At 34.0% G+C, this 10326-nt stretch carries 5 protein-coding genes; all 5 read right to left on the bottom strand.

Features of this window, described 5'->3' with window-relative positions:
• Positions 1-1389 precede the first annotated feature (1389 nt).
• Positions 1390-1572: a hypothetical protein gene (locus MLE14_RS21165; protein WP_243300396.1), complete on the bottom strand. Its 183-nt coding sequence runs from the start codon at positions 1570-1572 to the stop codon at positions 1390-1392.
• Positions 1573-1778: 206 nt separating this feature from the next.
• Positions 1779-3065 carry a TIGR02679 domain-containing protein gene (locus MLE14_RS21160; RefSeq protein WP_243300395.1) on the bottom strand — a complete coding sequence of 429 codons (1287 nt, stop codon included), beginning with the start codon at positions 3063-3065 and terminating at the stop codon, positions 1779-1781.
• A gap of 12 nt (positions 3066-3077) precedes the next feature.
• Positions 3078-7322, bottom strand: coding sequence for a TIGR02680 family protein (locus MLE14_RS21155; RefSeq protein ID WP_243300394.1), 4245 nt, complete (start codon positions 7320-7322; stop codon positions 3078-3080).
• A gap of 5 nt (positions 7323-7327) precedes the next feature.
• Positions 7328-8713: a TIGR02678 family protein gene (locus tag MLE14_RS21150; RefSeq protein ID WP_243300393.1), complete on the bottom strand. Its 1386-nt coding sequence runs from the start codon at positions 8711-8713 to the stop codon at positions 7328-7330.
• A 2-nt stretch (positions 8714-8715) separates the two neighbouring features.
• The gene (locus MLE14_RS21145) at positions 8716-10161 is read right to left on the bottom strand and encodes a TIGR02677 family protein (RefSeq protein ID WP_243300392.1); all 1446 of its coding nucleotides are present in this window, start codon (positions 10159-10161) and stop codon (positions 8716-8718) included.
• Positions 10162-10326: the final 165 nt, after the last annotated feature.

Below are 10326 nucleotides of genomic sequence, written 5' to 3'. Positions count from 1 at the left end.
TTTAGATTAACAAAACCTCCCCCCAGCAAAAGAAACAGAAAGGCTGGGGGATAATACCAAAGTCCGAATAGCAGAATTGTACATTCTAAAACGAGCAAAAGTGTACATATTATCGTTGACATTTATAGTGAAACTAAATTACAGGATAAATAGTAACTATAACATTATTAAATTAAAGAAATCTTAAGGTATCTTTCACCGTATAATTCCGGAGACAAAACGTTCTCTTCCGAAACCAGTACTTATATTTTTAACTACTCCTATCATCAACCTTCTTAATCTCCTGCCGTTTCTTAAGTATCTCTTAAAGATATTTGTAAACTCCGACTCCCCAAATAAGACAACACAAATACTCCTTCGCTCTTGTCATCCCAATGTACAATAGAGAAGCTTCACGTTCATTATATTCCTCTAATTCTAATGGCATGTTATCAACGTTGACGATAAATACAGCTTGAAAGTCTAGGCCTATTTACTGCTATCAATCGTGCTAATTTTTTGATCGTCTTTATCAAAAGATCGTTTTGTTTCATTATTCTCAGTAAACCAGTAGTAATCAAGACCATCATTGTTTGAAGGACTGAATATAATCCATGTTATATATTTTCTTTACACTGAAGAGAATTAAGATTTCCGAAATACTTTTTTATTTTCATGCAGATTTTTTTCTTTGGCAACGAGTCTTGCTTCTTTAAAAAATTATTGCACTCTCAATATAGCCTGCTCATGACCCTTTCTCTTCTGCTTTGGGGTGCGATAATTTCTCCTTCATACTCTTTGGTTACTACCATTTTTTAATACAGAGTACCTTTGATAAAAATCCCAAGCGAACTTTACAATTTTCGTTATGTTCCGGTAATTAATATTTAAAATTTTGGAGCTTCCTTGAAAGCTTAGGCAAGTGTCCTACCAGAATTAACTTCGTTTCCGGGTTAAATAATAGACTTAGAAGCTGGTACCAATTTGCTGCAAAGTCTTGACCTTCATCTGTTAAAATTGCATGATACATCGGAAAGACTGCATCCCAATGTTTTAGCTTCTCGATGGTAAAAGGAATTTTTTTCATGTATCTTCAAATCAATTTTGAGTCAAGCGTGATAATTCCAAACCTCAATATGATGGGTACTTGACGTTATACAACGGGCTCTTTACTGGATAAATCAAAATCAAATAGGTTCTCAGTCTGTTTCATCATATGACTAATCAATTGCTCAATGCTACAGGCAAGGGAAATGTTAAACAATAGATTAAAATCTTTCAATCCGGGTAATTCTTTGCTAATAATTTTGCTCTGCTCACAAGAATCAAAGTCTTTCTGCTATCTGCAACTCCCCGGATTAACCGATTTTTGGTCTCACAGTTGCTTCGCCAGGTTTTCCTGATGCAGTTCTATTGCTTTAATATCATAAAGAGATAGGAGAATCTGATTTGATAAGGCATTGCCTGCTTAAACTCCGCACTAATTCGAACCTCAAGAAAGAGATGATAGCGAATCACGTCAATTTCACTCTTCGTAAAAGGGGCACGTAATCGATATGGTACAATAAACATGTTAATAATCTTTTCAAACAAATATTCCCCTGAAAATGCTTCATGATCAAGATCAATCTCATCCCTTGTTAAAGCAACTAGTAACAGTTGAATTACTTTTTTTAAAAAAATCCTTTTTATGTGGATTCTTTATGACTTTACCTCGCATGGTTCTTCTATTTTTTTATCTTACTTTTCCTAAGTCAAGTTCATTTTTTTAAAACTAGTTTTGTTTCGATATTTGATTACTAACACTTGTTAAATTCTTTTACATCTTTTATTAGTCCCTTTATTTGTCCTTCTTGATATGAAGCCTTTTTCACTTTTTGCATTTGATTAATTAAAGTTTTGAGGTCATTATCATCAATGTTTTCTAATTTTTGCAATCTGGCAGCTGAAAATTCTATGTTTGATAAAGTTTTATTATAGTCTTTGACAGAGTATCTCCAATAATTTATATGCTCGGGATATTTTTGTTTTAACGAATAAGCCATCAATATCCCTTCCGGGTCAAAGTCTCCTGAATAGTATATTTGGCAGCTTTCTTCTGTTAATAATTTTATTATTTGAATAGCTGCTAATTTAAATTGTCCGTGCGTACAAATAATCGAAATCGGTAAGTCCTCCAATTCATCTACTATACTTGAAAATACACCTGAGTTTTCTACGACAAAAACAGGGTTGTTTTTGTGTACAGGATACACTCTATCTAATTTTATAACTTCTCTTAAAGGCTCATTACGTACAGATTTCTCTTTAAAAGATTCTACCCAAGAATGAAGTATTCTTCCACCCCGCTCGCCCATCAGTCCAAATACGCTTACATAATTGGTAATATCGTCTTTTAAAATTCCAAAATCGAACAATAGTTGATTTATATACTCCGCATTTGGGCTAGTTTGAACAGGTACTTCGTATTTTTTTTCTCTTACCATCTGTAACGCGGAAATCAACCTTCCATCATTGTCAAATTCGTGCGGATTGCCCGTTACTTTTTCTGCAAATAATGGGAGTCTCATATGTTTTTTCAAAGGCAAAAGGGATAGGGCGTGAAAAACCTTTTCTATTTCCTTTAATTCTCCTTTGTTATAAGCCGCTGTAAATCCCACATGTAATGGATGCTTTTCATAAATAGAAGCTGTTAAAAATTCCGTGGCTTCTGATGAATACGTTTTTGCCATTTCTTCAAAAAAGTGAATTTTGTTTCGTTCCATTTCATTCTTTTCAGCTTTTTTGTAAACTAATTTCCTTCCAATGACTCCTTCAACCACTTCGTATAACAAAGCTCCATCAAATTTTGTTCCTTTAAATTTTTCTTCAAATTTTTTTAATGAAATTTTGGCAGTCCTTTGTGTGGAGTAATCCTTTTGAAACCAGTTACGTAAAAGGACCCGCTCCTCTTGCGTTAATTTTGTTAACTCAACATGACCACCGACATCTCCTAAACTTTCAATTTTCTTAGCAAATTCAAGAAAGATGCGGGAATATCCCGCTCTCTCTTTAAAATACTTAACTGCCTCTTCCTTTGGCGACATACTTGTCTCTCCTTATATTTTTTCGATTAAATCAAACATGCGTAGTTGTTCTGGTGTTAATTCAATTAAATCTTCTTGTTCCTTTTGAGGGCTTTCGTTTTTTACGGCAAGAAGTTCTTTTCCGTTCCACTTAAAATGGATAACCGTTACATCTTTAGAGTTTTTAGGTCTTATTATTTCTGCTATAGACAAACTATCAACCGTATCAAAATCGCCCCATAGGGATTGGGAATTTAAGATATAGTTCAAGTCGAGGTTACCCAATAATTCAAACATGTCCCGAATATTGTTATCATCTACTCCTGCAAATGCTTCATCCATTGAAACTATATAAGGCGCATCTTCAGATGCGGAACTGTATTTAGAAAATAAAGCCGACAATAGTGGAATATACATAGACATCGCGCGTTCCCCACCACTTAGGGCGTTGAAACGGTTTTTCGTTAGTTCCTTTTTGTTATCGTCGCCCTTTTTAAAGTAAATCTTAAACTCAAACCATTTTCGATAGTCTAGTACATCCTTAATGACGTAATCGAGGGATTTTTCCTTATTCTCCTCATCTTCTTCATAGATGTCTTTTGCATACTGAATTTTAGAGGTAAAATGCTTAGTTAATTTATTATAATCACTATCTTTTAACGTATCTGGGTCTCGTTGCAACAAACTAATAAGCTCTGATGTTTTTAATTCATCCAGTTCTTTCGCCTCTTTTGGCTTCCATTCAATGGAGAGTTGCAATCCACTAGAAGTTTGACGTTCGCTCATTAATTTGTTGATTTCTGCCTTCCATTTGTTGGCTTTCACAATCAATTCCCTAATTCGTTCACCAATCTTATCCATAATGATTTCTTTGTACATTTTTTCATCTTCTGCCTTTAATGCTGCCTGCATCACCTCAATTTGAGCATCCAGCTCTTTTTGAACACTCATTGGTGAAGAGGTTTTCCCTTCATACATCAGTGAAATAATAGTCCGCTGATTCGTTAATTCCAATTCTTCGATTTCTTTTGCAAATATTTCAAAGCCTTCAACGCTAATTTCCGGCAGACCAAAAAAATCTTTTGTGGCGGTTGGATGATAATCTTCTAACCCTTTTAAGCTAATATCTCTTAATTCCGATTTCAGTTCGTCCTGTTTGGATTGAACGTCTTGATACGTTTTTTCGCCTAGTTCTTCTACTACAGTTTGTAATAAAGCATCAAGGTCTTCTTCGTTGGATAAGGTATCATGGTCGAACGTTTCAATGAATTTTTTATTGATTTCATTTACAAAAATAGTTCCTTTTACTTTCTGCAATTTGCTATAAAAAGCTATGGAAGAATCCTTGATTCCTATATTTTTAGTTAACTGAGGAATCAGATTGTTTAATTCTCCCTTTTTTTCCGCTTTTTCTTGCAATAATACAGGAATTTGAGCTTTTCGTTCTTCTGCTTCCCGAATTTCCTTTTTAATATCAGAAGTGGTTTCTTTTTCTAAAAACTCTTCTAATTCTTTTATAGCATTTTCCATACGTTTCTTTTCTTGTTCCGTTTGATTACAGGTATACCTCATATCATCGATGTCGGCTTCTGCATCCTCAATTTGGCTTTGTAAGGAACGAATGGTGTGTTTGATGGTAAAGTAAGATTTTCCATTAAATCGTAAATCATCTAATAACCGAGCATATTCTGCGCATTCCTCTCTTGCAGATTCATAGGCTTCAATCGTCGGTTTTAACGTCCTATTTTCCGCCTTTTTTATACGCTCACGTCTAGTGTTATTGTAGTCAGTACGAATATTTCGGATTCCCTTTTCAATTCTCTCTTTTTGCTCATTAATAACATTAATTCTTCTTTCTAAGACTTCCATTTTATCATTTTGTTCTTTCAATTCACGACTAGACGGAAACTGTTCTTTTTCATTCGCTAACAGTTGTGTAGAACTCGTATTCATCTCTAAAACAAGATGTAACTCGTCCTGCTCCTTATTTAACGCTGCAAGTTCGCCTTCCAATTCAGCTATCAATTTCTGTCTGTATTGTTTTCTTGCTTCTTTTCCAATAAAGGAGACTGACTCTCTAAATGGTGCATAACCCTTTACGACTCCGTGTTGATAAGAACCAAATGAAGTTACATATGAACCTTCTACAATTTCTTCAATGGAAATACTTTTTAAAATACCTTCAACTTCTGAAGCTAATGTATTGTATTTTTCCGGTAAATGCACTTCTAGATATTCATGTAATGTTTTAACTTCTTCTTTTAACGGTTGCGGAAGCAACACGGCATCAGATTCGGTGATAGCGTTAATATATTTTTTACCGACAATTAAACCATCCAATATGCCCATTTGAATTAATGAAGATTCCAGACGTTCTTGTTCATCGATTGTGACAAATTCCTTAAACTCAACTGCTTCATAAAACGGAACAAACGGTATCCCTTCTTTTAACAATTTTTCACGGACTTTTGTAGTTTGTTCACTTTGCTCTGGTTCGTGCTCTTTTTTTTTGCGAACCTTTTGGAGTTCTTCCTCCTTTTTTATTATTTTTACTTTAAGCACAGCAAGAGCTGCTTCAGCTTGAGCTCTATTTTGTATTAATACTTCCCGTAAATTAGAATAAAATTTGCGAACCAATTCCTCGATATCAAATAATGTAGTCCCTTCAAACAGGGTACTCAATACCATGACAAATTGGTTCAATTCTTCTTTTTGCAAATTAAATTCTGTATTACTGTCATTCCAATCAAGTATATCTCGGTTAAATAATTCTATTTTTTCTTCAAATTCCAGACGGAGTTGGGATAAATCTTTTTCTATGTCTTGCAGTTCTTCATCTAATTCGAAGATTTCTTGATTCCGTTCATCTAATTTGATTTTTAATTCGTTCTCTCGATACAATAATTTGGCTATATCATGGATTTCCTTCATATGACCATCTAAAGTTGCCCGCCATTGGTCTGCCACAATCGTTGGGTCTTGCGTTACAAATTTGGACACGAAGTTATCCCGGTTTAAAATATGACTATCAAAGTCAATATAATTTACTTTTTCATCAAGTTCATCTAAGTAAAGCTGATTTTTCTTCTCATACTCGTATAACTCGTCTTCCTTCTCTTTCTTTTCATTAAACAGCGAACGTTGAGCATTTATTTTGTTTTCAAGTCTATTTTTCTGTGATTCGAAATCATGTTTCTTCTTTTCTAGCTGAGGCTCTAATTCCGTTAACCTGCGCTGAGCTTTCCGTACATCATTATCCTCAAATGCCCTTAATTTTTCATCTAATTGTTTTTGTTCTAATTCTAAACTTTGAATTTCTTCCAAAAGCGTATTTAACTTTTTCGTACTATCAGCTAATTCTTTTTGTGCCTTTTTATAATCAGTTTCTGCTGCTTTTCGTTTTGCGACTGTTTTATTGTAATCAGTAGCTTTAAAGGAGAGAACCGTTCGATTATATTCCTGATACTTGCTTGTTAACTTTTTTAGTAGTTTATTATCTTCTTTTGTCTTAGTTAACCGTTGATTGTGTAAATCTATATTTTGAATAGTTTCAGTTAAAGAACGTAAATCATTAAAAGTGATTTCTGGAAGTGACCGTTCCAAAATCTGATAAATAACACTTGGACCCAAATCATTTGACAGCTTAGGAGTACGGATTCGAACCACTAAATTGACCATATCTAAATAGTCTTCCAAGGATTCAAATTTAAAAATGTAATTGTTTACGAGTTCAGCATAGTCCCTTGGTTTTTCTTTTACATAACCACACTTTTCTCTATCTATATAGTTTTCCAATTCTTTTTGGCTAAGCGGCACCATAACTTTTTCGCCTTTTTCATCTAATTGATACCGAAAAAGGTCAAAATCTTTTCCAACACGTTTATTTTTAATTAAAAAATGCCAACTATCCACCCTGTCAGTATCAAAATTGGCTTTGAACCCTATACCTGTTGTAATGTATTCGTCTGTGTAATTTTTCTTGTATTCCAGGAAAAGGTAGCTTGTCTTTTCAGGTACATCTGGATTCTCACCAAAAATATAATCAATCATTTTTCTTGAACGAGAACCAAACGGGTCTAATCGGCTCGGTTGCTTGTTTCCATCTAAAAGTAGAGGCAAAAAACTTTGTGTTGTGACGGATTTCCCTGTACCGTTTGCCCCTTTGATAATGAGGTGTCCGTTTTCAAAAGGAAACACTTCCCATTTGTAATACCAATAATTTAAAACTCCTGCCAAATTCATGACCCATTTGTTAGGTTGCGCAAATACGTTTTCCATCTTTATTACACTCCTTTAATAGTTTGTATGATTTTTTCCTCATTAAGTTCTATAAATTGTTCATCCTTCTTCAACACGTATTTATCTATGACATCATGTGCGTTTTTTAGCCGCAAAGGAGTGTTGGTATTAATTGCGTTAAACTCCTTAATCATTTCTTCAAAAATAGTCGTAGGTAACGAGCAATCACCATCATCAAACAAATTTAAATCCCATATCTTTTTTAGAAAATACCGTTCAAATTTGTACTCCCTTGGGAACTCTCCTCCAATACGCACTAATGGCGGGTACAACACAACCGAATGTGTTTGGAAGTCGTTATGCGCAAATTTCCATTCTTCGAGATACTCTAAAACTTTACTTGTAACATCTGCAGAATGCGTATTCTTGAATTCTTTACTCCACCCATGACTTAATTCTTCTTGCAACTCCTCAAACCATTCAACAAACTCTCTGCGACCCACAATATATTCAAAATCCGGGAATTCCTCCTCCGGAAGTTCCTTCAATTTCTCTTTCAGAAAGGCAGAAAATTGCAAAACGATATCGGAAATTGTTTTTTGATTTGGATGTTGTTCCCCTGTTATGTTTCTTTCTTTTGAAATTAAAAGAAGCTCATTTCGATAGATTTCTAGTTCGAAATAAGTATATTCCGGGATGTTTTCCGCCAGACGATACGATTGATAATTTAAGTACCTTCGTTCTTCTTCCGTTAATTCATTTTTATATACTACCGGCGAAAAGAACAGTCTGCGATGCAATGATTGTAAATTCATTCTTGGTGTAGGATCGACACCAGGAATTTTCCATCTGTCAGCTAATATCTCATCCATATTTTGAAATTCATGAATAGGTTTTGAAAAAAACCTCATGTAGTATTTTGAAATCATAGTAGGACGATACAAAATTTCTTCCTTTTCATCACTTTTGTACTTCTCTATTTCACCTTCAAGGACTTCGACTAAATCCATCGTTTGCGCATGTTTCATTGCTCTATAGAAAGACAGTCGATGTTTATGAATTTCCCATTTTACCTCTAGTTCATTATTGAAAAGATTTTTCACATATTCACTTAATGTGTTAATCAAAAACAAATCATCTTTTGCCTTATCTTCTAAAAAAGCCAAAATAGCAACAAAAATAGAATAATCCATGGGTTCCTTAAAATCTTGAATTCCCATCCACGTTTCGGATTGATATGGTACCTTTTCCAGCTTGAATAAATCGATACCAGAAAAAAGCTGATATCCAAAATTATCTATGAAATATTTTTGTATCGTTTTTTTATGTTTTTTAATAACCATATAATCATCCGGTTTATCTTTTTTCTGTATCCAAAAGTTCTCCAACAAAGCGGTTATGCCCGTACGGATTTGTTCTCTCTCTTCCACATTTATTCTCCTTTTCCAAATTCAAATACTAAATCAGGCATTTCCATTTCACCGTCATCGCATCGAAGTTTTATTTTTTTATTACTGGCTATATTAAATCGAAAAGTTACTCCAAAATCAGTTTTTCCGGTACGTGAACTGGATTGAACACCACGATTAATCCAGGTTAAAATGGATTTACGCACAAAAGAGTCGACCACTCCTAAATTTTTTAGCACAATCTTGTTATCTACTATTAACGCCTCAATTATCTCGCGCTGCTTTTCTCTATTTTTTATATAATCTTCCACTTGTTTTTGTCTTTCTTCCTCAGAAGCTTTTACATAGGATTTTATCCGCTTTGTTCGCTGGTATCCTGCACCTCGAGGCGTTGTGGCAAACGTCGATTGATTTTGTTCCCAAATTTCTTCATCCTGGGTGTCCGTTAATTTTTCCTCGCCATAAATATGCTTCGTATGTGCTACACCAAAACAAGCTGCAGAAAGCTTATGTGCATCTCCTATTTCCTCACAAGCATAAAACATTGAAGCGAGTGTTTGATAATCCTTTTTTCTGTTTTGGTTATTACCTTTTATTTCTGAGAGCCTTAACGCATGGCGACTCATGGTTTGGATACTAATTTCAGTTTCTCTTAATAAAATCTCAACATCGCAATCATTATCATTACTTTTTACAAACCAATTTTTCAGTTCTATCCACCGTTCCATTTGAATTCGTGTGCTTCTCTCCCAATCAAATTCTTTCCCATCTAAAGTAGGAATAGAAGCAATATAACCTACCAATCGTTCAATGTATCGGTTTACAAAGCCTTCCTCAATGTTATCGATGGTTTTGGCTATCTTGTATTTGTTTCGATTCATAGTTAAAATGAACTTCGTTAAATAATCCACGAATTTTTCTTTATATATGAAGAATTCTTCTGTTTTAAAAAGTTGTTCGGCTTTTTCACTTTTCAAGTGGGATAAATAATTTGCTGAATTACGTTTTAAATTCTCCAGACTTTTCATCAATGTCATCCATTTTTCGTATAGAATTTCATCGTCGGTTTCTTCTAGGTTGATTTGATATAATTGATTTACCCCTTTTAATATCCGTTCAAATTCTCTACTTTCTAATGCACCTGTCAATTCTTCTTGTAAATCATCAATTTTCTTTAATGTGTTTTCGATTTCGAAAAGCGGCTGTGAAATTTGATATTTTAATCGTTTATTTTTAAATTCCTCAATAGTGTAAACAAGCTCTTTGTCCTGGCGAGAAATTACACACTCCCAAGCTTCTAGCTGCTTCAAATCATCATACAATTGACTTTCTTTGTATGTCTCGTCAACTATATAGTTTTCTCGTAAAAACAGTAATATTTCTTCGGGTTTACTATAATACTTAAATCTTTCATATTGTTCATGTATTTGATAATTTAAAATTGAGCCACTTTCAAGCAGTTTGATCACATAAAAAATGAGCCACCCGATTTCCAATTAAATAACCTTCTCTTATGATAGAAAGTGACCAAACTTACTACATGAGAGAGGAAAAAAAGGATGATCAATATGGCTCAATTTCATCGTATCAAAATTTTAAAGGAGATTGAAGGTTTATCACAAAGACAAATCGCC

Origin of the sequence: Bacillus litorisediminis (genome assembly GCF_022808645.1) — a bacterium.
GTDB lineage: Bacteria > Bacillota > Bacilli > Bacillales > JC228 > Bacillus_BF > Bacillus_BF litorisediminis.
This window is presented reverse-complemented; position numbering and strand designations above follow the sequence as displayed.

Excerpts from the sequence above, each read along its gene's own strand:
- MLE14_RS21160 (WP_243300395.1), bottom strand. The coding sequence starts at position 3,065 with ATGTCGCCAAAGGAAGAGGCAGTTAAGTATTTTAAAGAGAGAGCGGGA.
- MLE14_RS21155 (WP_243300394.1), bottom strand. The coding sequence starts at position 7,322 with ATGGAAAACGTATTTGCGCAACCTAACAAATGGGTCATGAATTTGGCA.